This window comes from Pseudomonas sp. F007, assembly GCF_057814275.1.
On the sequence record NZ_JBVATA010000001.1, the window covers coordinates 699,303 to 720,834 of the forward strand.

The window sequence follows — 21,532 nt, forward strand, 5'->3', positions numbered from 1 at the left end:
AGGAGCGAGCCTGCTCGCGATAGCGGCCTTACATTCAGCTTATTGTCGACTGCTGGACCGCCATCGCGAGCAGGCTCGCTCCTACAGGGGGAATGGGTGTGGATTATCAGTTATCGCCCCCCGTCTTGCGCACCGCCACTTCAATCGCCCGCACGCTGATCGCCGCAAAAATCGCCGTCAGCAGCACCCCATTGAACCCCAGCAATATCGCCAACACCCGCGACAGCGGCTGTTTCGGCACCAGCTCGCCGTAACCGATGGTCAGGCCGGTCACGAAGCCGAAGTAGATGCCATCGAACGGTTGCCAGCCTTCCACATAGGCAATGATCAGGCCGACGGTAACTATCACGACGAGCATGGTCGAGAATATCGGCCAGGCCAGTTTCAGGTAATAACCGACAGCTTTGTAGAACTCGCGACGGATGTTCGACACGGGGGCGTTGTTCATGGCGGGACTTTCCTGGGAGTGGCCGGGGCACTGGATCAGCTTGGCACAGCCTGGAAAACTTGAACGACCACCGAGCCCCGGGCAGGCACCCAGGTCTTTTTTTTCCGCCGCGAAACCGCGATCATCGCCGACCTCCTCGCCCCCCACAGGATTCACACCATGCAATTGCCGCTGGAATCGGTCGCCCTTTTCGCGCTCAAGCTCGTTCACGAGACGGACGGCGGCAGCCCGGTGTTGCGCGATGATCCGGTGATGGACGACTACACCCGGGAAGTCTTCGAATTGCTGCTGCGCCGCGAGGATCTGGCGGCGATCCAGCTCAAGATCGCAGCTTGCGTGGCGTTGGCGCTGGACGCAGTGGGCGGTGTCGAGAAACCACTGGGACGGGAGCTGCAACGCCTGGCCGCTGACGTGGCCCAGGCGCCGACCCTCGAGCAGTTGCAGGCGCCGTTGCTGGCGCTGCGGGATTATCTGAAAGACATTCAGTGACCCGTTGAGGACCTGACTGATGCCGGCATCGCCCGGCGCTTGATCAGTCCCACCAGCAACGCCGCCAGAATCAGCACGATCGACAGCCCTTCGCGGCCATCCACCCGATGGCCGAGGATCAGCATCGAGCCGCCGATGCCGAACAGCGGAATCAGCAACGACAGCGGCGCCACCCGCGAGACCGGGTACTCGCGGAGCAACAGGTTCCAGCCCCAATAGCAAAAGTGCGTCGCCGCGTAGACCTGGAACAGCAACGAGAACAACGCCAGCCAGTGGAAGTCCGTGACCAGCCCGGTAAACGGCGCCGAGCCATGGGCGAGCCAGGTCAGCAACAGCAAGGGGATCGGCGGGAACAGGCTGGCCCACACGACAAAGGCGAACATCTCGCGCACGTTCGATTGCTTGATGATCACGTTGCCGACGCTCCAACTGAACGCGCTCACCAGTAACAGGCCATAGCCCAGCGTGGTGGCCTGACCGGGACTGCTGGCAATGATATTGACCAGCCCCACAGCCGCCAGGCCAATACCCACTACCTGGCCGAAACGCAGGCGTTCGCGAAACAGCAGCACGCCCCAGCCGAGGGTGAAAAAGGCACTGAACTGAATCAACAACGCAGCAGTTCCGGCAGGCACGCCCATCTCGATACCGAGGTTGATCAGCGCCCACATCGCCACCCCGAAAATCAGTCCGTAAGCTGCCAGCCAGCCCAAGGCAATCGGTGGCCGGCGGATGAAAAACACCCAGGGCAATGCGGCCAAGGCAAAGCGCAGCGCCGTTAACAACAGCGGATCGATACTCGCCAGGCCCAATTGGGTGACCGGGAAATTCAGGCCCCAGACCGCCGTAACCAATACGGCGAGGATCAAGTGTTTGCTGTGCATTGCGCGAGGCTCCTCAAGTCAGGGTGCGCACTATGGGCAATACGGGCTTCGGCCCGCTTGCGCTATCGGGTCTTTGATCAGTAGATTTGGGCCATGCACACAACCCAGATCGATCCCTGCGAAACTATCCCCCGCGATGCCGTGGTCACCGTCAGCGACTATCACGACGGCCTGCACTTTGCGCGGCACAGCCATCAGCGCGGACAATTCGCCTACGCTGCCTGCGGGGTGATCACCGTGTTCAGCGACCAGGGCGACTGGGTCGTACCGCCGCAGCGGGCCATTTGGGTTCCGGCCGGCGTGCCCCACGCCATGTCCATGAATGGGCCGGTGACCATGCTCAACACCTACATCCGCCCCCTCGCCGCCACCCGCCTCGGCCTGCCGGCGCACTGCCAGGTGTTCGGCGTTTCACCTTTGCTCCAGCAATTGCTGATGGGCGCCATCGACGTCGCGCCGCTGTACGCCAAAGATCAGCGCGAAGGTCACTTGATGAACCTGCTGCTGCACGAAATCGCCGCCATGCCGCCCCTCTCGCTCAATGCCCCGCTGCCCCGTGAGCCAAGGCTGGCGCTGGCCTGTCGCAAGCTGTTGGAGCAGCCGTCGCTGGAGGTGGGGATCGATGCGATGTGTCGGCAGGTGAGCATGAGTCGGCGGACCTTTACCCGCCTGTTTCGCCAGGAAACCGGGATCAGCTTTGTCGAGTGGCGCCAGCAGGCGTGCCTGTTGAGTGCCGTGGTGAGGCTGGGCAATGGCGAGGCAGTGACGCGGGTGGCGATGGACCTGGGCTACAGCAGCCCGAGCGCATTCAGTAGCAGTTTCCGCCGTTTGTTGGGGGAAGTACCGAGTCGCTATTTTGCACAACAGGGAGTGAAGGAATGAATGGAACCTTGATGATATCTTGCACGGTCACTAACGGTCAGTTGCCAAGCACCGAACTCTCGACGGTCAGCGTGCCCTGGTGGAGCTTCGGCAAAACCGTGCTCGCCGCCACCGCCCTGACCCTGGTGCGCGATGGCCTGGTCGATCTCGACCAGCCGCTGCCGGAAGGCCCCTTCACTTTGCGTCAATTGCTCCAGCATCAAGCCGGCTTGGCGGACTATGGCGAGCTGCCGGAGTACCACGCGGCGGTGGCCCGCCACGAGTCGGCGTGGTCGGTGGATGACCTGCTGCAGCGGCTCGACGCAAACCGCTTGCGCTACGCACCGGGCAGCGGTTGGCGCTATTCGAATGTGGGTTATCTGTACGTCGCACGATTGATCGAGCGCATCAGCGGTTTGTCGCTGGAGCAGGCCTTGCTGCAGCGTGCCCTGCTGCCATTGGGTATTTCCGAGGTACGTTTGGCTCGCCAGCGCGGCGATCTGCCGGGCGCGGCTGCGCGCTACGATCCGGCCTGGGTCTATCACGGCCTGCTGATCGGGCCGCTGCCACAGGCCGCGATGTTCCTCGATCGACTGTTGGCCGGGGACCTGCTGCCAGCCAACCTGCTCAACGCCATGCAGACGGTCCATCACCTCGGCGGACCGATCCCCGGTCGCCCCTGGCTGTCACCCGGCTACGGCCTGGGCGTAATGCAAGGTCCGACGGCGGAGGGGCTGCAGCTGTGTGGTCATACCGGTGGCGGTCCGGGCAGCGTGGTCGCGGTGTATCGGGCGAGCCGGGGCGACGACTCGGCGACCGCTGCGGTGTTCGTCGAAGGCGGCAGCGAAGGACAGGTCGAGACAGCGGTTGTCGAGGCGCTGTTATCTGCCCTGGATTGAAAGTGCTTGGTAATGACACTGATTCTCATTAAAGTACGCCGATTCGCGTGGAGCCGCTATCGGCGTGGCAGGGACGGTGGGCATGGACTCGGGAGACAACCAGCACAAACTCAGTGCGCTGTTCATCGGCCAGCGCGGGGCGTTGATCCGCATGCTCTCGCGGGTGGTCGGCTGCGCCAACCTGGCCGAGGACCTGGCCCAGGAAACCTACGTCAAGGTCGCCAACGCCCTGAAGACCCGGCCCATCGAGCACTTGCACCCCTTCCTCTACCAGACCGCCCAATACCTGGCCTTCGATCACCTGCGCAGCCAGCGCAGCAAACGCCGCTTCGAATGCCAGTGGGTCGACGACAGCGTGGTGGTGGAAGTGCCCACCAGCGTCCCCGGTCCGGACATCCAGGTGCAGGGCCAGCAACAGTTGCAGCAGTTCCAGAAAGTCCTCGGCAGCCTGCCCAGGCGCCAGCAACAAATCCTGGTTTTGCATAAACTGCAGGGCTTGTCCCAGGGCGAGATTGCCCAGCGCCTGCAGGTGTCCTTGAGTACGGTGGAAAAAGATCTGCGAAATGCCCTCAATGCCTGCCTCAAAGCCACCGACTTGCAGGACCGCCATGACTGATCAGCCCACCCGACTCCCGCCTGGCGCCACCGCCCGGGAACAGGCGAGCGACTGGTTCGCCCAGCGTCAGGCCATCGCCGACAACCCGCTGCTGCGCCAGCGTTTCGCGCAGTGGCGCGCGTCCGATCCGCAACATGCCGACGCCTACGCCGAGCTGGAAAACCTCTGGCAATCCCAGGCATTTGAACAGGCCCTGCAAGCACTGGCAGTCGACCTCGAATTGCCGCCCGCCCCGCTGAAAAAACGCCCGGCCCAGCGCCGCTGGCTGGCCACGGCTGCCGCCCTGCTGCTGATGCTTGGCGTCGGCTGGATCGGCGATATACCCATGCGCCTGCAAGCCGACCACCTGACCGCAACCGCTGAGGTCCAGCACCTGCAACTTCCAGACGGTTCACAGATCGTGCTCGGCAGCCACAGCGCCATCCGCAACGAGTTCGACGCCACCCAGCGGCGCATTCGCCTGTTGCGCGGCGAACTCTACGTCGAGGCCGCACATGACAGCGCGCGGCCCATGGTGATCGACACCGGCGAGGCGCAGGTCACGGTAGTCGGCACCCGCTTCAGCGTCAGCAAAAACGCCAACGAAGTAACGGTGGCGGTCCGCGAAGGTCGGGTGCGCCTGGCCAACCGCGACGGTGCGGACAGCCTGTTGCAAGCCGGCAACTGGCAGCAACTCAAGCAGGGTCACTTGCAAGCCCTGCACACGGAAGGCAGCGAACGGCAACTGGCCTGGCTGAATGGCCGCCTGTCCTTCCAGGACCGACCGCTGGCGCAGGTGCTGGATGAGTTGCAACGCTACTACCCGGCCCCCATCGTGCTGCTCAACGAGCGCGCCGCGCAGCAGAACGTCAGTGGCAGCTACCAGCTGGATGACCCGCAGGCCGTGGTCCGGGCGCTGGCTAAGGTGACCGCCAGCCAACTGACCCAACTGCCCGGCGGCGCCCTTCTGATCCGCTGAAGCGCCAAAGCGAAAAAAGTTTTACGGTTTTTGCGCGGCCAACCCGTCAAGGAATTGCTTTTGCAAATAATTCCTATTCAGTACGGGACTCGCATGCACTTTCCTACGCTCAATCCGACCCCTGCCCGCAGCCTGCTGGCACTCGCCATCTGCCTGGCCTGCAGCCACGCCGCCGCCGTCGAGCCCGTCGCCGAGACGACCGGCCACGAAATGCAAAGCACCCATCGCTTTGCCATTGCTCGCCAGCCACTGGCTAACGCGCTGGATCAATTGAGCGTGCAGAGCGGCCTGCAGATTGCCTACACCTCGGACATGGCCCAGGGCATCGAGTCTCCCGGCGTCAACGGCCAGATGAGTATCCAGCAGGCGTTGAGCCAACTGCTGGCCGGCAGCGCGCTGGACTTCCAGCAAAACGGTCCCAACGCGATCATCCTGGTGCCGCGCGCCAGCACCGGTGACGCGCTCGAACTGGGCGCCACCAGCATCATCAGCAACCAGTTGGGTACGGTCACCGAAGGCAGCGGCTCCTACACCCCCGGCACCATCGCCACCGCCACGCGCCTGGTGCTGACGCCCCGGGAAACCCCGCAGTCGATCACCGTGATCACCCGCCAACACATGGACGATTTCGGCCTGAACAACGTCGACGACGTGATGCGCCACACCCCGGGCATCACCGTCTCGGCCTTCGACAGTGACCGCACCAACTACTACGCCCGCGGTTTTTCCATCAACAATTTCCAGTACGACGGCGTGCCCTCCACCGTGCGCAACGTCGCCTACTCGGCGGGCAACACCCTCAGCGACATGGCCATCTACGACCGCGTTGAAGTGCTCAAGGGCGCCACCGGCCTGCTGACCGGCGCCGGCTCGCTGGGCGCCACCATCAACCTGGTGCGCAAGAAACCTACCGCCGATTTCCAGGGCCACGCCAGCCTCGGCGTCGGTTCCTGGGACAACTACCGCAGCGAACTGGACGTCAGCGGCCCGCTGACCGAAACCGGCAACGTCCGTGGTCGCGCCGTGGCGGCTTACCAGGACAAGAATTCGTTCATGGACCACTACTCGCGCGACAGCTCGGTGTACTACGGCATCGTCGAATTCGACCTGACCCCGGAGACCCTGCTGACCCTCGGCGGCGACTACCAGGACAACAATCCCAAAGGCTCCAGCTGGTCCGGCAGCTTCCCGCTGATCAACTCCGAAGGCGGGCATAACAGCGTCTCGCGCTCGTTCAACAACGGCACCGACTGGAGCGGCTGGGAGCAGTACACCCGCACCGTGTTCGCCACCCTCGAGCATGAACTGGGCAACGGCTGGGTGACCAAGTTGCAACTGGACCACAAGATCAACGGCTACCACGCCCCGCTCGGCTCGATCCAGTTCGACCAGCCGCAGCCCGACGGCACGGCGACAATCAACACGCAGAAGTACACCGGCGAAACCACCAGCGACTCGGCGGACTTCTACCTCAGTGGGCCGTTTACCTTCATGGGTCGTGAGCATGAACTGGTGATCGGCGGCTCGGCGGGCAACTCGCACTGGACCGGCAAGGGCTACTGGGACGTGACCCAGAACGCGCCAAACGTGGTCGATTTCAATAACTGGAACGGCAACTTCCCGGAACCGAACTGGGGCCCGGTGTCGCAACGCACCGATGACACCGTGCGGCAGACCGGCACCTACATGACCACTCGCCTGAATGTCGCCGACGACCTGAAAGTGTTTCTCGGCGGCCGCGTGGTCAACTATCACCTGACCGGCCTGACCCCGTCCTACCGCGAGACCGGGCGCTTCGTACCCTACGTCGGCGCGGTCTACGACCTCGACGAGCAGTACTCGGTGTACGCCAGCTACACCGACATCTTCATGCCCCAGGACAGCTGGAACAAAGACCGCAACAACACCATCCTCGAGCCGGACGAAGGCCAGAACTATGAGCTGGGGCTGAAGGGGGAATTCTTCGATGGCCGCCTGAACAGCAGCCTGGCCTACTTCGAGGTGCATGAAAACAACCGTTACATGCCGGACGACGACTACAACAACCAGCAACCAACGCCACCGAACTACGCGTTCAAGGGCACCAAGGCCACCACCAAGGGGTATGAGCTGGAAATCTCCGGCGAACTGGCCCCCGGTTGGCAGGTGCAGGCCGGCTACACCCACAAGATCGTGCGTGACGAAAACGACCAGAAGATCTCGACCTTCGAACCCGAAGACCAGGTCAGCCTGTACACCCGCTACAAATTGCGCGGTGACCTCGACAAGCTGACCGTCGGTGGCGGTCTGCGCTGGCAGAGCGTCGGTTGGCAATCGATCTACAACGCGCCGCTGGGTCACTACGAGGATATCGCCCAGGATGCCTACTGGCTGGTGGACCTGATGACCCGCTATCAGATCACTAAAAACCTTTCGACGACCCTCAACGTCAACAATATCTTCGACAAGTCGTACTACACCAACATCGGCTTCTACAACTCGGCGGCCTACGGCGAACCGCGCAACTTCATGCTCAACACGCGCTGGGACTTCTGAGTCGGTAGCTGTCTGCGCAGGGCGTGCATACCCCTGCGCAGGCGGCCACTACAACACCGGCAACACCACCCGCGCTTCCAGCCCGCCAATGCTGCGGTTTCTCACGGTCAGCTCGCCACCGTGTTCCAGCACGATGGCCCGCGCTGCCGACAATCCCAGGCCGACGCCGCCGGTGCTTTTATTGCGCGAGCCTTCCAGGCGATGGAACGGCACGAACACCTGTTCATAACTGTCGCTGGGAATGCCCGGCCCGCGATCGAGCACGCGAATGGTCACGTGTTCGGCATCGCTGCGCAGTTCGATGGCCGGTTCGCTGGCGTACTTGAGGGCGTTTTCCAGCAGGTTGGTGATCACCCGTTTCAGCCCCAGCGGACGCCCGACATACGCCAGGCGCTGCGGACCGCTGAACGGGATTTCGATGGACTGGTCGCGGTAGTCGTCGATCAGGGTTTGCAGAAGTTCGGCGAGGTCAAACGGAGTGGCTTGTTCAAGGCGCGCGTTGTCGCGGAAGAACTCCAGGCTGGAATTGATCATGGCGTGCATTTCGTCGACGTCGCTGAAGAGCTTTTTCTGCAACTGCGGGTCGTCAATGAATTCACCGCGCAAGCGCATACGCGTCAGCGGCGCGCGCAGGTCGTGGGAGATGGCCGCGAGCATTTGCGTGCGGTCTTTGATGAAGTGCTGCAACTGCGCCTGCATGGCATTGAAGGCGAGGATTGCCTGGCGGATTTCGTGGGGGCCGACCGGTTCGATCGGCGGTGCGCGAAAGTCCACGCCAAAGCGCCGGGCGCCCTCGGCAAAGGTTTGCAGCGGACGCGCCAGGCGACGGGTGGCGATCAGCGCGACCAGCCCGGTGGAGAGCAAAATCAGCACCACCACAATCAGATTGCGCGCCCAGTGCTCCAGGCCCCAGCTGCGCGACGGCATGCTGAACATCAGCCAGGAGCCGTCCGCCAGTTGCATGGCCATCGCGTATTGGCCGTTGTGCTGCGGCCAGTCCGAGGGTTGGTAGGCTTCCAGGCGCTCACTGTTGAACAGTTTGCGGGCGTTTGGTTTGTCGGCGCGGCTGGCGGCTTCAGGTGTGGCGGGCAGCTCCAGCGCTTCGTGGCTGGTGCTCCAGCGGATCGTCAGGCTGCTGTCGCTGGCGGCGTCGGCCAGACGTTGCCGTTGCGCCGGTTCGGAGGCGGCGATCACCCGACTGAGGGACGAGAGTTTTTCCAGCAGCCCGGTCTCGGTCAACGGCGGATAGGCCCAGACGCCGGCGACCTGAGTGAACAGCGCGTAGAAGCCCAGGGAGGTCAGCATCGCGAGGATGGTGGTCAGGGCGATCCAGCGCGACACGGTGTCGCGTTTGCGCAGGCACCAGGCCGCCCGCCAACCTTTCACTGGCGAGTCACGCTGGGGGTGAACAGATAGCCGCCGTTACGCACGGTGCGAATCATTTCCGGGCGCTTGCTGTCGATTTCCAGCTTGCGCCGCAAACGGCTGACCTGCACGTCGATGCTGCGGTCGAAGGCTTCGTGGGTACGTCCGCGCGCCAGGTCCAGCAGCAGCTCGCGGGTGAGGATGCGTTGCGGGTGCTCGACGAACACCAGCAGCAGGTCGAATTCGCCGGCCGACAGTGGGATCATCACCTGGTCCGGCGAGCGCAGTTCGCGGCGCGTCAGGTCCAGTTGCCAGTCGCAGAACTTGATCAGCGGGTGGGGCACCTGGCCGGTCAACGGTCGTACTTCGCCGACCCGACGCAACACCGCGCGCACCCGCGCCAACAGCTCGCGGGCATCGAACGGCTTGCTGACGTAATCGTCGGCGCCCATTTCCAGGCCCACCACGCGGTCGCTCAGTTCGCCCATGGCGGTGAGCATGATCACCGGCGTGCTGTGTTGCTGACGCAGGCGCTGGCACAGGGTCAGGCCATTTTCGCCGGGCATCATCAGGTCGAGGATGATCAGGTCGGGCATTTGTCGCTCAAGGGCGGCCCACAGCGCCACGCCGTCGGTGGCGACGTCGACGACATAGCCTTGCTGGACAAAGAATTTACGCAGCAGATCGAGGACCTCAAGGTCGTCGTCCACGATCAACAAATGGCTCACCGGCGGGCACACTCAGCGATGGATAGTGCGGATATCTAAAACCATTCGGCGAGGTTCGTCATATATTTCAACTCGGTCACAAAGCATCAAGCCGGTAAAAAACCAGACATTTTTACGCAAGGCGCAGATGTCAGGATCCAGTTCCCTTATCCCGAAGACTGTTTGCCATGCCTTTGTTCAAGCGCTCCCATGCACTGTTCCGCAATGCTGCATTGCTGCTGACCTTGACCTACCTGTACGGCTGCGCCAGCCGCACTTCGGCCGACACCCCGACCACCTGCGCCCAGGCCGGCTACCCGTTGCAGGACCCGGCGGAACAGGTCAACCGCGGCAATTTCGCCTTCAACCAGGTGATTGACGAAGACGCCATCGAGCCGGTTGCCCGGGGTTATGGCTACACGCCGGATTTCTACCAACTGGGCCTGGATAATTTCACCACCCACTTCAACCAACCCACGGTGTTCCTCGACAGCCTGCCCCACGTCAACGGCAAGCCGTCCTTTGAGGGCATCGACGCACCGGGCATCGCCCTTCGTCGTTCCGCCTTCGGCCAGACCTTCGGTATCTGGGGCGTTATCAGCGGGCCGCTCGTGGCAACCGATGCCACGTAACAGCCCGCCGCTGGTGCTCGAACAGCGCCTGAACCGCCGCGCCAACAGCGGCCTGCACTGCAGCGAAACCAGCCTTCGCCTGACCGACGACGAGCGCGAACTGGTGCTCAGCCGCTACATCGAACTGTACCGCCCCGAAGGCGTGGAATGGGTCGAGCGCAGCCACCGCATCTCGGTCAACGCCCTGCTGCGCTGGATCATCGCCAACGGCGAGGCGCAGGCGGTGGAGCAAGGCAGCGACCTGCCGGGGCGGGGGGTGATGAATTGATCTGGCCGATAGCCTGAATCTGCCTAATCCCCTATGCCTGCTCGCGATGAAATTGGTGCGGTGTGGCTGATGGCCCCTTCGCTGGCAAGCCAGCTCCTACGGGGTTTGTGATCGGTCACAAGATCGGCGGTCGCAGCAGCCCTCTGTGGGAGCGAGCCTGCTCGCGATGAAATTGATGCGGTGTAGCTGATGGCCTCATCGCGAGCAGGCTCGCTCCTACAGGTTTTGTGATCGATCGCGAGATCGGCGGTCACCGGGTCTGTGGGAGCGAGCCGCCACAGCGAAGATCGGCTGCGTTATCATCGCCGGCCTGTTTTTACCTGGAGCCCACCCCTCGGATGTCCACGCCTGCGCCGCACCTCGCTGATCAATCGCCCCTGCCCGCCGTACTGGTCGGCCCGCTGTTGCGGCGTCTGGAACCGACGCGCCTGGTGCTGTGGCTGGTGGGTTCGCGGGAACTGGCGCTGACCCTGCGCCTGGCCGGCGTCGGCGACATTGCGCTGGAGCCCCAGGTCATCGCGGTCGGCCGTCAGGCTTTTGTCCACCTGATCGACGTGCAGCTTGACCAGGCCCTGCCCCAGGACGTGAGCATCGACTACGACCTGCTGGTCAGCGGCGACGATGGCCAGCAGACCGGTATCGCCGAATGGGCGCCGCACCTGCTGTACGGCGCGGCGCAATCGGCGAATTTCGTCTTGCGCAGTCGCATCGACCAACTGCTCCACGGTTCCTGCCGCAAACCGCATTTTCCGGCCCGTGATGGTTTGCTGTGCGTCGACCAACTGCTGGCCGACAACCCAGCCCCCGAACAACGCCCGGCGCTGTTGATGATGAGCGGCGACCAGGTCTACGCCGACGATGTCGCCGGCCCGATGCTACGGGCGATCCACGCGCTGATCGAACGCCTGGGCCTGTTCGGCGAGCACCTCGACGGCGCGGTGGTCGAGGACAGCGCCGCGCTCTACCAGCACCCGGCCAGTTACTACCATCGCGCCGATCTGCTGCCGGCGCTGGAGAGCAACGAAACCCTGCGCGAACGCTTTTTCGGCGGTGCGCGCAAACCGATTTTTACCAGCAGCAGCGCCGACAATCACCTGGTGACCTTCGCCGAAGTCATGGCCATGTACCTGCTGGTCTGGTCGCCCACCGCCTGGACCCTGATCGACCCGCAGCCGCCGGCACTGACGCCCGAGCGCCGCGAGCGCTACGCCCTGGAACAGACCCGCATCGACGCCTTCAAGCTCGGCCTCGGTCAGGTGGCGCGAGTGTTCGCCCATTTGCCGTGCCTGATGATTTTCGATGACCACGACATCACCGACGACTGGAACCTCAGCGCCCAATGGGAACAGACCGCCTATGGCCACCCGTTCTCCAAGCGCATCATCGGCAACGCGCTGATTGCCTACCTGCTGTGCCAGGGCTGGGGCAACAACCCCGATGCATTCACCGGCCTTGTGGATAAAACCCGCGCCCTCGACCCGCAGCAGGGTTACCTCGACAGCCCTGCGCAAGACGCACTGATCGACGAGCTGCTGAAATTCCAGCACTGGCATTACGTGCTGCCGACCACCCCGGCGCTGGTGGTGCTCGACACCCGCACCCGGCGCTGGCGCAGCGAGTCCAATCTCAAGCAACCCTCGGGTCTGCTGGATTGGGAAGCCCTCTGTGAGTTGCAGCAAGAATTGCTCGATCACCCCTCGGCGATCATCGTTTCACCGGCGCCGGTGTTCGGCGTCAAGCTGATCGAGACCGTGCAGAAAGTCTTCAGTTGGTGCGGCTACCCGCTGCTGGTGGACGCGGAAAACTGGATGGCCCATCGCGGCGCGGCGCAGGTGATCCTCAACATCTTTCGTCACTCGCGCACGCCAGGCAATTACGTGATCCTCTCCGGTGACGTGCATTACTCGTTCGTCTACGAAGTGCTGATTCGCCACCGCAGTGCCGGGCCACGGATCTGGCAGATCACCAGCAGCGGCATCAAGAATGAATTCCCGCCGACCCTGTTGGAGTGGTTCGATCGTCTCAATCGCTGGCTATACTCGCCACGCTCGCCACTGAACTGGCTGACCAAGCGCCGGCGCATGCAGGTCGTGCCCCACGTGCCGGAGCACGCCGAGGCCGGCGAGCGGTTGTGGAACTCGGCGGGGATTGGCCAGGTGTTTTTCAATCAACAGGGCCAGCCCCAGACGATCTACCAGCACAACTCGAACGGCGCAGCGAAAACCCGGATGGTGCCACCCACCACCGATTGACCTCTGAGAAACGAAGGATACGTATGCTCAAGCGCAACAAGATGGTGCCCGAACTGACGGTCAGCGACATCGCCACAAGCCTGGACTTCTGGACTCGCCTGATCGGTTTCCAGGTCGCTTACGACCGTCCCGAGGAAGGCTTCGCCTACCTCGATTTCGACGGCGTACAGGTGATGCTCGAACAGTATGTTCCCGACGACGGCCAGTGGCACACCGGGCCATTGCAGGTGCCCTTTGGCCGCGGGATCAATTTTCAGATGGAGGTGCAGCAGGTCGAACCGATCCTGGCTCGGCTGACGGCTGCCCAATGGCCGCTGTTTCGTCCGTTTGGCGAAAACTGGTATCGCTCCGGCAAGACCGAAGTCGGTCAGCTTGAACTGATCGTCCAGGACCCTGACGGCTACCTGTTGCGCCTGGTGCAGGCGCTGGGTGAACGGCCGATTCTTTGACCTGGGACCCGGCAGCGCTCTATCTCGCTGCCCCCCCAAAAACGCTGGCTCGGGCACTTATCAATAATGTTTATTTCCTCGCCGCGCGGTTTGACGCCCGCCCTGCCGCCCGGCGCTAATGACCTTCCATCGTCGCGGCCTGATAGAGGTCCAGACGATTTGCCCAAGGTCATGACATGCACACCCCAGCGTCCCCCAAGCACTCTGAATCGCCCCATTGCAAAAACTGCAAGCTGGCCTCGTTATGCCTGCCACTGGCGCTGGGCAGTGACGATGTCAGCGCACTGAACGCCATCGTCAAACGCGAGCGCCCACTGCGCAAAGGCGACAGCCTGTTTCGCCAGGGCGAGGCCTTTACGTCGATTTACGTGATCCGTTCCGGCGCCTTGAAAACCTCCAGCGTCAACCTCAATGGCGAAGAGCACATCATCGGGTTTCATCTGCCCGGCGAGCTGATCGGGTTGTCGGGGATGGATATCAACACCTACGCCTGCACCGCCCAGGCTCAGGAAACCACGACTGTCTGCGAAATCCCCTTCGATCAACTCGAGGCCCTGCTGGAGAAAATCCCCCAGCTGCGGCGGCAACTGATCAACCTGATGAGCCGGGAAATTCGCGACGATCACAAAATGATGCGCATGCTCGCGCAGAAAAATGCCCATGAGCGCCTGGCGACTTTCCTGCTGGATCTGTCCGGACGCTTCCACGCCAATGGCTATTCGGCCCGGCAATTTCGCCTGAACATGACCCGCGACGAAATCGCCAACTACCTGGGCATCGCCACCGAAACCACCTGCCGCAGCTTTACCTTGCTGCAACAGCAAGGGCTGATTGTGGCCCAGGGTAAATCGATCCAGATTCTCGATTCGCCGTCGTTGTCGCAGCTCTCCGAGCGTTAGACCCGGCTGAAGCCCACACTGTAGGAGCGAGCTTGCTCGCGAAAAACCTGAGGGCGCTGCGCGGCATCAGGTATCCCGCGTCATCGTTGACGTTTTTCGCGAGCAAGCTCGCTCCTACAGTGGAGGGTGGTCATTCAGCTTTCAGAACGCCGTACACCCCACGCACAATCATCTCCACCTCCCGCTCATCCAGGGTCAACGGCGGCAGCAGGCGGATGACGTTGCCCCGGGTGACGTTGATCAGCAGCCCGTGATCGCGGGCGGCGGTCAGGCTCAGGTTGCGTATCGACTGTTTCAGCTCGATGCCGATCATCAGGCCCACACCACGGATCGCCGCCACGTTCGGCAGGCCCTCGAGTTCGGCGCGCAACCGGGCCAACAACCGCTCGCCCTGGCGCCGGGCGTTATCCAGCAGACCTTGTTCCTCGATTATTTCCAGCACCGTGCAACCGACCCGGCAGGCCAGCGGATTGCCGCCAAAGGTGCTGCCGTGGCTGCCGGGGGTGAACAGCTCGGCGGCCTTGCCCCGGGCCAGGCAGGCGCCGATCGGCACGCCGTTGCCCAGGCCCTTGGCCAGGGTCATCACGTCAGGCACGATGCCTTCGTGCTGAAAGGCAAACCACTGCCCGGTGCGGCCGATGCCGGTCTGGATCTCGTCGAGCATCAACAACCAATTATGCCGATCACATAGCGTACGCAGCGCCCGCAGATAGCCGACGGGTGCCGGCTGCACGCCACTTTCACCCTGCACCGGTTCCATCAGTACGGCGACGATGCGCTGCCCATATTTGGCCTGAGCCTGCTCCAGTGCGGCGAGGTCGCCGAACGGCACCTTGAGATAGTCCCCCGGCAACTGTGCAAAACCCAGACGCACCGCCGGGCCGTCGCTGGCCGACAGGGTGCCGAGGGTGCGGCCGTGAAAGGCATTTTCCATGACCACCACCAACGGCTGCTCGATACCTTTTTGCCAACCGTACAGCCGCGCCAGTTTCAGCGCGGTTTCGTTGGCCTCGGCGCCGGAGTTGCTGAAAAACGCCCGGTCCATTCCCGACAATTGCGTCAGCTTCTGCGCCAACCGCTGCTGCCAGTCGATGCTGTACAGGTTGGAGGTGTGCAGCAATAGGCCAGCCTGTTCGGTGATGGCACTGACCACCCGCGGGTGCGAGTGACCAACATTGGTCACCGCCACGCCCGCCACCGCGTCCAGGTATTCACGCCCGGCCTGATCCCACAGGCGCGTGCCCAGGCCGCGGGTAAAACTCAGGGCCAGGGGTTGGTAGGTGCTCATCAGGTGGGTGGCGGTCATGGGGGTCAGGCTCCATTAGCAGGAATGTAGTCACTGCGATCCCCTGTAGGAGCGAGCTTGCTCGCGAAGAACGCAAGGGCACCGCAATCATTCAGACAGGGCGCGTTATCGTTGACGTTTTTCGCGAGCAAGCTCGCTCCTACAGGGGTTGCGTACAGTGAGCAGTTCAGTGTTTTTGCAGTATCGTTAACCACCTGAGCTGGATAAACGCCTTAAAACTTCAATCATCTTAAAGCTGAGCTTGATAATGGATCTGTTCCTGGCAATGTCGGTGTACGTCAAAGTGGTCGAGACCGGCAGCATGACCGCCGCCGCCCGCCACTGCAGCCTGTCGACCACCATGGTCGGCAATCACCTGCGGGCGCTGGAGCAGCGCCTGGGCGTGAGCCTGATCAACCGCACCACGCGGCGCCAGCGTCTGACCGAATTCGGCAGCGCCTACTACGAGCGCTGCCTGGAGGTGCTGGGGTTGGTCAACGAATCCGAGCGGCTCGCCGAGACGGTCCAGGGCGAGCCCAAGGGCACCCTGTGCATCACCGCGCCGCCGAGCTTCGGCTCCGAATGCCTGGCGCCGGCCATGCACCTGTTTACCCAGCAATACCCGGACATCCGCGTCGATATCCTGCTCAACAACCAGGTGATGGACCTGATCGACAACAGCGTCCACGTCGCGTTTCGCCTCGGCAACCCCGAGCCGTCAGGCCTGATTGCCCGGCCTTTGGTCGACTACACCCTGAGCATCTGCGCCGCTCCCGCGTACCTGGAGCAGCACGGCGTGCCGACTACGCCGGCCGAACTGAGCCAGCACGCTTGCCTTACCTACGCCTATCCGGCCGGTGACGAGTGGAGTTCGGTGGGGAAGCAATGGCCGCTGAGCGGGCCGGAGGGCGAAGTACTGGTGCCGGTCAGCGGGCCGATGGTGATCAACAGCGTCCCTGGTTTGCTACAGGCTGCCCGGGTCGGCATGGGCGTGGTGATGTTGCCTGACGTGTTGGTGCAACAGGATTTGCGCGAAGGGCGACTGGTAGCCTTGCTGCAGGACTACCAACTGCCGCGCCGGGCGATGAACCTGGTGTACGCCCCCGACCGCTATCGCCTGCCGAAACTGCGCTGCTTTGTCGAGTTTGCCCTGCAGATGTGGGGCAAACCGGGGATTTGAGCGACTTCCGGTACTGGAGCACTCCCCCGCCATCAGCTAGTCTCAGCGACACCTCGACATCAGCACTGCAGGGAGAGCGAAATGGGGGAAGCTGTGACGTTGGAGGTCACTCCGGTTGACCTGAATGAAGATGTGCTCCAGGCGATTCTCGACCTGACCAGCGACGGTATCTGGGACTGGAACGCCAACACCGGGTTCGTCTACCGCAATCGCGGCTGGTACGAAATGCTCGGCTACACACCCCACGGCCTGGACAATAACGTGCTGACCTGGGAGAACCTGATCCACCCCGATGACTATCCCCTGGTCATGCAAAAATTCGATGACCACCTGCAGCAGCGCACCCCGCAGTATCGGGCGCAGTATCGCTGCCGCATGCAGGATGGCTCCTACACCCGCATCGAAGACAACGGCTACGTGGTCGCGCGCAATGCCGACGGTTCGGTGGCGCGGATGATCGGTGCCCATCGCAGCACCGAACATCAACAACGCCTGGTCGAGCAACTCGAACAGCAGAACAAGTCGCTGGCGGCGATTATCGACGAGCGCACACGCGAGCTGTCGCGGGTCAATCAGCAGCTCCAGGTGCAGTTGGCGGAGAACCGCAAACTGGCGGAAAGCGACAGCCTCACCGGCATCGCCAATCGCTATCGGCTGGAAACCGCCCTCCCCCTGGAATGCGAGCGGGCCCAGCGTTTTCGCCAGCCGCTGGCTCTGATCGCGATGGACATCGACGATTTCAAATGCATCAACGACCACTACGGCCATGCCCTCGGTGACGCCGCGCTGGTGCAGGTGGTCGAGACCCTGAAACGCTGCGTGCGCGAAGGCGACCTGCTGGCGCGCTGGGGTGGCGACGAATTCATCATGCTCCTGCCCGACACACCGCTGACCACCGCCCGGGTCATCGCCGAAACCATCCGCTTCGAACTGGAAAGCCTGGCGCCGGTGGGCGAGTACCAGGTGACCCTGAGCTTTGGCGTGGTGCAGCGTTTTGACAGTGAAGAGAAAACCGGCCTGCTGGCTCGGGCGGATCAGGCGCTGTATCGATCCAAGACCGTGGGCAAGAACATGATCAGCGAGTGAACCAAGCTTATTGCCCGGCCTTCACCAGTACCGGTTTATCCGTGTAGCGCTGGGGATAAAGCTGCTTGAGCTGCGCGACTTTCGGCAGGTCATTGATCACGATGTAAGGATGGCTCGGGTGCTCGGTGAGGAAGTTCTGATGGTAGTCCTCGGCCGGGTAGAAGCCGTTGTAGGTTTCCAGCGTGGTCACGATGGGTTTGTTGAAGGCCTGGGCGGCATCCAGTTGTTGGATATAGGCCTGGGCGACGCGCTGCTGCTCGGGATTTTCGACGAACAGCGCCGACCGATACTGAGGCCCACGGTCAGGTCCCTGGCGGTTCAGTTCGGTGGGGTTATGGGCCACTGAAAAGTAGATCTGCAGCAGGCTGCCATAGCTGACCTGGGCCGGGTCGTAGGTCACTTGCACTGCTTCGGCGTGACCGGTATCCCCTTCGCCGACCCGCTCGTATTGCGCGGTATCGGCGCTGCCACCGGCATAGCCGGACACCGCGTTTTTCACCCCTTTGACGTGCTGGAACACGCCCTGCACGCCCCAGAAGCAACCGCCGGCGAACACTGCGGTTTCACTGCCGGTCTTGGGCGTTTCATCGAGCACCGGCGGGGCCAGGAGAACCGCCTCCTCGGCGCTGCCGAAGGACATAGCCAGGCATTGGCCAACCACGCCGGCCAGCGCCAAACCGAGCAGGCTGCGACGCCAGGTCCATTGCATTTTCATCATCATTTACCTCAGTCATGCCCAGGTAAGGGTTCAGGCCGCTTGTGCGGTGAAAGTCATCGCCAGGCCGTTCATGCAGTAGCGCAGGCCAGTGGGTTGCGGGCCGTCGTCGAAGACATGGCCCAGGTGTCCGCCGCAACGGCGGCAATGCACGGATTCACGGAGCATGCCGAAGGAGCGGTCCTGGCGCGTACCGACGGCATTCGCCAATGGCGCCCAGAAACTCGGCCAGCCGGTGTGGCTGTCGAACTTGCTGCTGGAAGAAAACAGCGCCAGTTCGCAGCCAGCGCAGGCGAAAGTGCCAGGCCGGTGTTCATTGTTCAGCGGGCTGCTGTAGGCGCGCTCGGTGCCTTCTTCACGCAGGATGTGGAACTGCTCGGCGCTCAAGCGCTGGCGCCACTGCTCATCGCTGAAATTGACCTCGAAGGTCTCGGCGGCCTGCGCCGATTCGATCAACGTCACCCGCCGTGGCCAGGCACTCGCCAGCAGCGCCGCAATGCCCAGCCCGCCGCCTGCCAGAAGAACGTGTCGCCGTGAGTACATGGCTGTCTCCGAAAAATCACTGTGAGGGGTATGCAACACAGCCTAGGCTTGTGCTGATCGCCAAATCCTCACGGGCAGTTAAACAATTCGTGATAACTCGGCGCCGGGAAAACCCGCACAATGGGTGTCATTACGCAACGGGATCGAAGCCCTATGGATCAGCCCAAACGTGTCCTGGTGGTCGAGGACGACACGCACATCGCCGACCTGATCTGCCTGCACCTGCGAGACGAACATTTCGAGGTGGTGCACAGCGCCGACGGCAACCAGGGCCTGCGCCTGCTCGAACAAGGCAACTGGGACGCGCTGGTCCTCGACCTGATGCTGCCCGGGGTCGACGGCCTGGAAATCTGCCGCCGCGCACGGGCCATGGCGCGCTACACGCCGATCATCATCACCAGCGCGCGCTCCAGCGAAATGCACCGCATCCTCGGCCTCGAACTGGGTGCCGACGACTACCTGGCCAAGCCGTTCTCGATGCTGGAATTGGTGGCGCGGGTCAAGGCCCTGCTGCGCCGGGTCGACGCCATGGCGCGCAACCTGAAGATGGATGCCGGCAGTCTCGACAGCGATGGCCTGTTCATCGACCCGATTACCCGTGAAGTGGCGCTGCACGACAAGCGCCTCGACCTGACCCCGCGCGAGTTCGACCTGCTGTATTTCTTCGCTCGCCAGCCGGGCAAGGTGTTTTCGCGCATGGACTTGCTCAACGCCGTCTGGGGCTACAGCCACGAAGGCTACGAGCACACGGTCAACACCCACATCAACCGCCTGCGGGCGAAGATCGAAAGCGACCCGGCACAACCGGTGCGCATCCTCACCGTCTGGGGTCGCGGCTATAAATTCGCCGCGGCGCAGGAGCCGGCATGAGACTGACCCTGTCGCAACGCCTATCCCTGGTGTTCGCCCTGTTGCTGCTGGTGTGCAGTGGCACGTCGGTCTGGATGCAGGTGCGCGCCAACAAGATGCACGAACTGGAAGTGGTGCAAGGGCTGTCCCGCGACCTGGCCCAGCACATCGCCCGCGATACCCAGTTGATGGACGCCAATGGCCTGAAACCCGAGGCCCTGCGCGGCCTGTTCAGCCAGTTGATGCTGGTCAATCCGAGCGTCGAGGTGTACCTGCTCGACAACCAGGGGAGGATCATCGGCGACGCCGCGCCGGAAGGTCATTTGCGCCGTGAGCAGATTGACCTGGCGCCGGTGCAGCGTCTGTTCAATGACGAGAGCCTGCCGATCCTCGGCGACGACCCGCGAAGCGTCGACGGGCGCAAGGTGTTCAGCGCCGCCCCGCTCAAGGTCGCCGGCAAGCAGGCCGGTTATCTGTATGTGGTGCTGCTCAGCGAAGAGCGGGACCGCCTTGCCGAGCGCGATGCCAACAGCGTTGCCCTCAACACCGCGCTCTGGTCGATCGGCCTGGTGGCGTTGCTGTGCCTGATTGCCGGTCTCACCGCGTTCACCCTGATCACTCGGCCGCTGCGACGCCTGACCGACAGCGTGGCGCATTTTGATATCGATGGTGTGCCCGCTGCGCCTGTCGCGCCTATGCCCGAGCCGTCGGCCAGCCAGGATGAAATCGCCATTCTCGACGCGGCTTTCCGGCAGATGCAAAACCGTCTCGGCGAACAATGGCGCTCCCTGACCCGCCAGGACCAGGAACGCCGCGAACTGGTGGCGAACATTTCCCATGACCTGCGCACGCCACTGGCGTCGTTGCATGGTTACCTGGAAACCCTGTCGCTCAAGGACGCCAGCCTGAGCCCGGAGGAACGCCGGCGCTACCTGGGCATCGCCCTCGATCAAAGCCGCAAGGTCGGCGGGCTGGCGCAGTCGCTGCTGGAGTTGGTGCGCCTGGAACACGGCTTCGTCCAGCCGGTGCTGGAGCGCTTCCCGGTGACGGACCTGGTGCAGGATATTTTTCAGAAGTTCGAGCTGACCGCCGAAGCCCGGCAGGTGCAACTCAACGCCAGCTTCGCGCCGACGGTGGCGGCGGTGTGTGCTGACCTGGGGCTGATCGAGCGGGTGCTGACCAATCTGTTCGACAACGCCTTGCGCTATACACCGGCGGGCGGTTCGATTGATATTCGCCTGGTGCCCCAGGGCAAGTTCGTCGAGATCACCGTCAGCGACAGCGGCCCGGGAATCGCTGCCGAGCTGCGCGAAGGCTTGTTCCTGCGCCCGTTCAACATCGGCGGCGCCCGTCGCGATGGCGGCCTTGGCTTGCGCATCGTGCAGCGGATCCTGCAACTGCATGGGCGGCAGATTCGTCTGCTGGATGTGCCGGGACAAGGCGCGACCTTCAGCTTTTCCCTGCCGGTGGATGAAGAGACGGCGAGTGGGTTGGCGGTGCGGTCGATGAATCTGAATACACCGGGGAGTCACTGAGTCGCTGGCAATCTCCCTGTAAATCAAATCCCCGTAGGAGCTGGCTTGCCAGCGAAGGCGGATTGTCAGCCAGCATC

22 protein-coding genes are annotated in these 21,532 nt (G+C 63.0%); 15 read left to right on the forward strand and 7 right to left on the reverse strand.

Annotation, left to right across the window (positions count from 1 at the left end):
* Nucleotides 1-106 precede the first annotated feature (106 nt).
* Nucleotides 107-448, reverse strand: a complete 342-nt coding sequence (locus ACZYR5_RS03275; RefSeq protein WP_489087932.1) for a potassium channel family protein — start codon at nt 446-448, stop codon at nt 107-109.
* 159 nt (nt 449-607) lie between these two features.
* On the opposite strand from ACZYR5_RS03275, the gene ACZYR5_RS03280 reads away from it, so the two are divergent.
* Nucleotides 608-937 (forward strand): hypothetical protein, encoded by a 330-nt coding sequence (locus ACZYR5_RS03280; protein WP_489087931.1) that lies wholly within the window; start codon nt 608-610, stop codon nt 935-937.
* Here the strand turns inward: ACZYR5_RS03280 and ACZYR5_RS03285 are convergent.
* Nucleotides 931-1,821: an EamA family transporter gene (locus ACZYR5_RS03285; protein WP_489087930.1), complete on the reverse strand. Its 891-nt coding sequence runs from the start codon at nt 1,819-1,821 to the stop codon at nt 931-933. The two genes, ACZYR5_RS03280 and ACZYR5_RS03285, sit on opposite strands and share 7 nt — an antisense overlap.
* Before the next feature lie 93 nt (nt 1,822-1,914).
* Between ACZYR5_RS03285 and ACZYR5_RS03290 the strand changes: the two genes are divergently transcribed.
* From ACZYR5_RS03290 to ACZYR5_RS03310, 5 genes are all read left to right on the forward strand, one after another.
* On the forward strand, nt 1,915-2,703 hold the full coding sequence (locus ACZYR5_RS03290) for an AraC family transcriptional regulator (protein WP_489087929.1): 789 nt from the start codon (nt 1,915-1,917) through the stop codon (nt 2,701-2,703).
* An 11-nt stretch (nt 2,704-2,714) separates the two neighbouring features.
* Nucleotides 2,715-3,581 (forward strand): serine hydrolase domain-containing protein, encoded by an 867-nt coding sequence (locus tag ACZYR5_RS03295; RefSeq protein ID WP_489087928.1) that lies wholly within the window; start codon nt 2,715-2,717, stop codon nt 3,579-3,581.
* A gap of 82 nt (nt 3,582-3,663) precedes the next feature.
* Entirely contained in the window at nt 3,664-4,197 is a 534-nt protein-coding gene (locus ACZYR5_RS03300) for an RNA polymerase sigma factor (RefSeq protein ID WP_489087927.1), read from the forward strand.
* Nucleotides 4,190-5,155, forward strand: coding sequence for a FecR family protein (locus ACZYR5_RS03305; RefSeq protein WP_489087926.1), 966 nt, complete (start codon nt 4,190-4,192; stop codon nt 5,153-5,155). The genes ACZYR5_RS03300 and ACZYR5_RS03305 overlap by 8 nt, the downstream gene beginning before the upstream one ends.
* A gap of 93 nt (nt 5,156-5,248) precedes the next feature.
* Complete coding sequence (locus tag ACZYR5_RS03310) at nt 5,249-7,690, forward strand: TonB-dependent siderophore receptor (RefSeq protein ID WP_489087925.1); 2,442 nt, start codon at nt 5,249-5,251, stop codon at nt 7,688-7,690.
* Between the two features lie 48 nt (nt 7,691-7,738).
* Here the strand turns inward: ACZYR5_RS03310 and ACZYR5_RS03315 are convergent, their stop codons facing one another.
* Both ACZYR5_RS03315 and ACZYR5_RS03320 read right to left on the reverse strand, forming a co-directional pair.
* On the reverse strand, nt 7,739-9,076 hold the full coding sequence (locus ACZYR5_RS03315; protein ID WP_489087924.1) for an ATP-binding protein: 1,338 nt from the start codon (nt 9,074-9,076) through the stop codon (nt 7,739-7,741).
* Entirely contained in the window at nt 9,073-9,783 is a 711-nt protein-coding gene (locus ACZYR5_RS03320) for a response regulator (protein WP_489087923.1), read from the reverse strand. The genes ACZYR5_RS03315 and ACZYR5_RS03320 overlap by 4 nt, the downstream gene beginning before the upstream one ends.
* A 167-nt stretch (nt 9,784-9,950) precedes the next feature.
* Here ACZYR5_RS03320 and ACZYR5_RS03325 point away from each other — a divergent pair, with 167 nt between their 5' ends.
* From ACZYR5_RS03325 to fnr, 5 genes are all read left to right on the forward strand, one after another.
* Nucleotides 9,951-10,394, forward strand: a complete 444-nt coding sequence (locus tag ACZYR5_RS03325) for an MlaA family lipoprotein (protein ID WP_489087922.1) — start codon at nt 9,951-9,953, stop codon at nt 10,392-10,394.
* The gene (locus ACZYR5_RS03330; protein WP_489087921.1) at nt 10,384-10,662 is read left to right on the forward strand and encodes a hypothetical protein; all 279 of its coding nucleotides are present in this window, start codon (nt 10,384-10,386) and stop codon (nt 10,660-10,662) included. Before ACZYR5_RS03325 ends, ACZYR5_RS03330 begins: the two co-directional genes overlap by 11 nt.
* A 338-nt stretch (nt 10,663-11,000) precedes the next feature.
* Nucleotides 11,001-12,914, forward strand: a complete 1,914-nt coding sequence (locus tag ACZYR5_RS03335; RefSeq protein ID WP_489087920.1) for an alkaline phosphatase D family protein — start codon at nt 11,001-11,003, stop codon at nt 12,912-12,914.
* A 23-nt stretch (nt 12,915-12,937) separates the two neighbouring features.
* A complete protein-coding gene (locus ACZYR5_RS03340) occupies nt 12,938-13,363 on the forward strand; it encodes a bleomycin resistance protein (RefSeq protein ID WP_489087919.1) in 426 nt (141 codons plus the stop codon).
* Nucleotides 13,364-13,539: 176 nt separating this feature from the next.
* Nucleotides 13,540-14,262, forward strand: a complete 723-nt coding sequence (gene fnr / locus ACZYR5_RS03345) for a fumarate/nitrate reduction transcriptional regulator Fnr (protein ID WP_489087918.1) — start codon at nt 13,540-13,542, stop codon at nt 14,260-14,262.
* Between the two features lie 130 nt (nt 14,263-14,392).
* On the opposite strand, the gene ACZYR5_RS03350 is transcribed toward fnr, so the two are convergent.
* Nucleotides 14,393-15,568, reverse strand: coding sequence for an aspartate aminotransferase family protein (locus ACZYR5_RS03350; protein ID WP_489087917.1), 1,176 nt, complete (start codon nt 15,566-15,568; stop codon nt 14,393-14,395).
* A 247-nt stretch (nt 15,569-15,815) separates the two neighbouring features.
* On the opposite strand from ACZYR5_RS03350, the gene ACZYR5_RS03355 reads away from it, so the two are divergent.
* Together ACZYR5_RS03355 and ACZYR5_RS03360 are read left to right on the forward strand one after the other, a co-directional pair.
* A complete protein-coding gene (locus ACZYR5_RS03355; RefSeq protein ID WP_489087916.1) occupies nt 15,816-16,727 on the forward strand; it encodes a LysR family transcriptional regulator in 912 nt (303 codons plus the stop codon).
* 81 nt (nt 16,728-16,808) lie between these two features.
* Entirely contained in the window at nt 16,809-17,813 is a 1,005-nt protein-coding gene (locus ACZYR5_RS03360) for a GGDEF domain-containing protein (RefSeq protein ID WP_489087915.1), read from the forward strand.
* Nucleotides 17,814-17,820: 7 nt separating this feature from the next.
* On the opposite strand, the gene msrA is transcribed toward ACZYR5_RS03360, so the two are convergent.
* Both msrA and msrB read right to left on the reverse strand, forming a co-directional pair.
* Complete coding sequence (gene msrA / locus ACZYR5_RS03365) at nt 17,821-18,528, reverse strand: peptide-methionine (S)-S-oxide reductase MsrA (RefSeq protein WP_489087914.1); 708 nt, start codon at nt 18,526-18,528, stop codon at nt 17,821-17,823.
* A 33-nt stretch (nt 18,529-18,561) separates the two neighbouring features.
* Nucleotides 18,562-19,071, reverse strand: a complete 510-nt coding sequence (gene msrB, locus ACZYR5_RS03370; protein ID WP_489087913.1) for a peptide-methionine (R)-S-oxide reductase MsrB — start codon at nt 19,069-19,071, stop codon at nt 18,562-18,564.
* A 153-nt stretch (nt 19,072-19,224) separates the two neighbouring features.
* On the opposite strand from msrB, the gene ACZYR5_RS03375 reads away from it, so the two are divergent.
* Together ACZYR5_RS03375 and ACZYR5_RS03380 are read left to right on the forward strand one after the other, a co-directional pair.
* A complete protein-coding gene (locus tag ACZYR5_RS03375) occupies nt 19,225-19,941 on the forward strand; it encodes a response regulator transcription factor (RefSeq protein ID WP_489087912.1) in 717 nt (238 codons plus the stop codon).
* A complete protein-coding gene (locus tag ACZYR5_RS03380) occupies nt 19,938-21,455 on the forward strand; it encodes a sensor histidine kinase (RefSeq protein ID WP_489087911.1) in 1,518 nt (505 codons plus the stop codon). Before ACZYR5_RS03375 ends, ACZYR5_RS03380 begins: the two co-directional genes overlap by 4 nt.
* The last annotated feature ends 77 nt before the right edge of the window (nt 21,456-21,532 follow it).

Bases quoted from the DNA above. Each gene is read 5' to 3' on its own strand.
- ACZYR5_RS03275 (WP_489087932.1), bottom strand. From the start codon at position 448: ATGAACAACGCCCCCGTGTCGAACATCCGTCGCGAGTTCTACAAAGCT.
- ACZYR5_RS03280 (WP_489087931.1), top strand. From the start codon at position 608: ATGCAATTGCCGCTGGAATCGGTCGCCCTTTTCGCGCTCAAGCTCGTT.
- ACZYR5_RS03285 (WP_489087930.1), bottom strand. From the start codon at position 1,821: ATGCACAGCAAACACTTGATCCTCGCCGTATTGGTTACGGCGGTCTGG.
- ACZYR5_RS03290 (WP_489087929.1), top strand. From the start codon at position 1,915: ATGCACACAACCCAGATCGATCCCTGCGAAACTATCCCCCGCGATGCC.
- ACZYR5_RS03295 (WP_489087928.1), top strand. From the start codon at position 2,715: ATGATATCTTGCACGGTCACTAACGGTCAGTTGCCAAGCACCGAACTC.
- ACZYR5_RS03300 (WP_489087927.1), top strand. From the start codon at position 3,664: ATGGACTCGGGAGACAACCAGCACAAACTCAGTGCGCTGTTCATCGGC.
- ACZYR5_RS03305 (WP_489087926.1), top strand. From the start codon at position 4,190: ATGACTGATCAGCCCACCCGACTCCCGCCTGGCGCCACCGCCCGGGAA.
- ACZYR5_RS03310 (WP_489087925.1), top strand. From the start codon at position 5,249: ATGCACTTTCCTACGCTCAATCCGACCCCTGCCCGCAGCCTGCTGGCA.
- ACZYR5_RS03325 (WP_489087922.1), top strand. From the start codon at position 9,951: ATGCCTTTGTTCAAGCGCTCCCATGCACTGTTCCGCAATGCTGCATTG.
- ACZYR5_RS03330 (WP_489087921.1), top strand. From the start codon at position 10,384: ATGCCACGTAACAGCCCGCCGCTGGTGCTCGAACAGCGCCTGAACCGC.
- ACZYR5_RS03335 (WP_489087920.1), top strand. From the start codon at position 11,001: ATGTCCACGCCTGCGCCGCACCTCGCTGATCAATCGCCCCTGCCCGCC.
- ACZYR5_RS03340 (WP_489087919.1), top strand. From the start codon at position 12,938: ATGCTCAAGCGCAACAAGATGGTGCCCGAACTGACGGTCAGCGACATC.
- fnr (WP_489087918.1), top strand. From the start codon at position 13,540: ATGCACACCCCAGCGTCCCCCAAGCACTCTGAATCGCCCCATTGCAAA.
- ACZYR5_RS03350 (WP_489087917.1), bottom strand. From the start codon at position 15,568: ATGACCGCCACCCACCTGATGAGCACCTACCAACCCCTGGCCCTGAGT.
- ACZYR5_RS03355 (WP_489087916.1), top strand. From the start codon at position 15,816: ATGGATCTGTTCCTGGCAATGTCGGTGTACGTCAAAGTGGTCGAGACC.
- ACZYR5_RS03360 (WP_489087915.1), top strand. From the start codon at position 16,809: ATGGGGGAAGCTGTGACGTTGGAGGTCACTCCGGTTGACCTGAATGAA.
- msrA (WP_489087914.1), bottom strand. From the start codon at position 18,528: ATGAAAATGCAATGGACCTGGCGTCGCAGCCTGCTCGGTTTGGCGCTG.
- msrB (WP_489087913.1), bottom strand. From the start codon at position 19,071: ATGTACTCACGGCGACACGTTCTTCTGGCAGGCGGCGGGCTGGGCATT.
- ACZYR5_RS03375 (WP_489087912.1), top strand. From the start codon at position 19,225: ATGGATCAGCCCAAACGTGTCCTGGTGGTCGAGGACGACACGCACATC.
- ACZYR5_RS03380 (WP_489087911.1), top strand. From the start codon at position 19,938: ATGAGACTGACCCTGTCGCAACGCCTATCCCTGGTGTTCGCCCTGTTG.